The 279-nt window shown below is 78.9% G+C and carries 1 protein-coding gene; it reads right to left on the bottom strand.

Annotation, left to right across the window (positions count from 1 at the left end; all coding sequences use genetic code 11):
- Positions 1-279: DNA polymerase thumb domain-containing protein (locus SSBG_RS24455; RefSeq protein ID WP_008748746.1), on the bottom strand; the 279-nt coding region annotated here is incomplete at both ends.

Genomic DNA, 279 nt, shown 5'->3' with positions numbered 1-279 from the left:
CGATGCCGTGCGCGCGGGCGCGCAGTTCGCGACCGGCGCGGGCGCCGAGGATGCGCTGGAGGGTGCCGAGCGGGGCGGCGGCGACGCGTCCGGCCGAGTCGAGTCCGTAGGAGCACAGGGTCCTGGCGGTCGCGGGGCCCACGCCGGGCAGCGCGACGACGGGCTTGTGGTCGAGGTAGCCGGCGAGCTCGTCCCCGGTCACGGTGACGGTCGTGCCGAAGCGGGCCTCGCGGGCGGCCATGCGGGCGACGAGCGGGGTCGGGCCCACCCCGATCGCGC

Source organism: Streptomyces sp. SPB074 (genome assembly GCF_000154905.1).
Taxonomy (GTDB): Bacteria; Actinomycetota; Actinomycetes; order Streptomycetales; family Streptomycetaceae; genus Streptomyces.
Note: the sequence above shows the minus strand (reverse complement) of the source record. Positions and strands in the feature narration are given on the sequence as shown.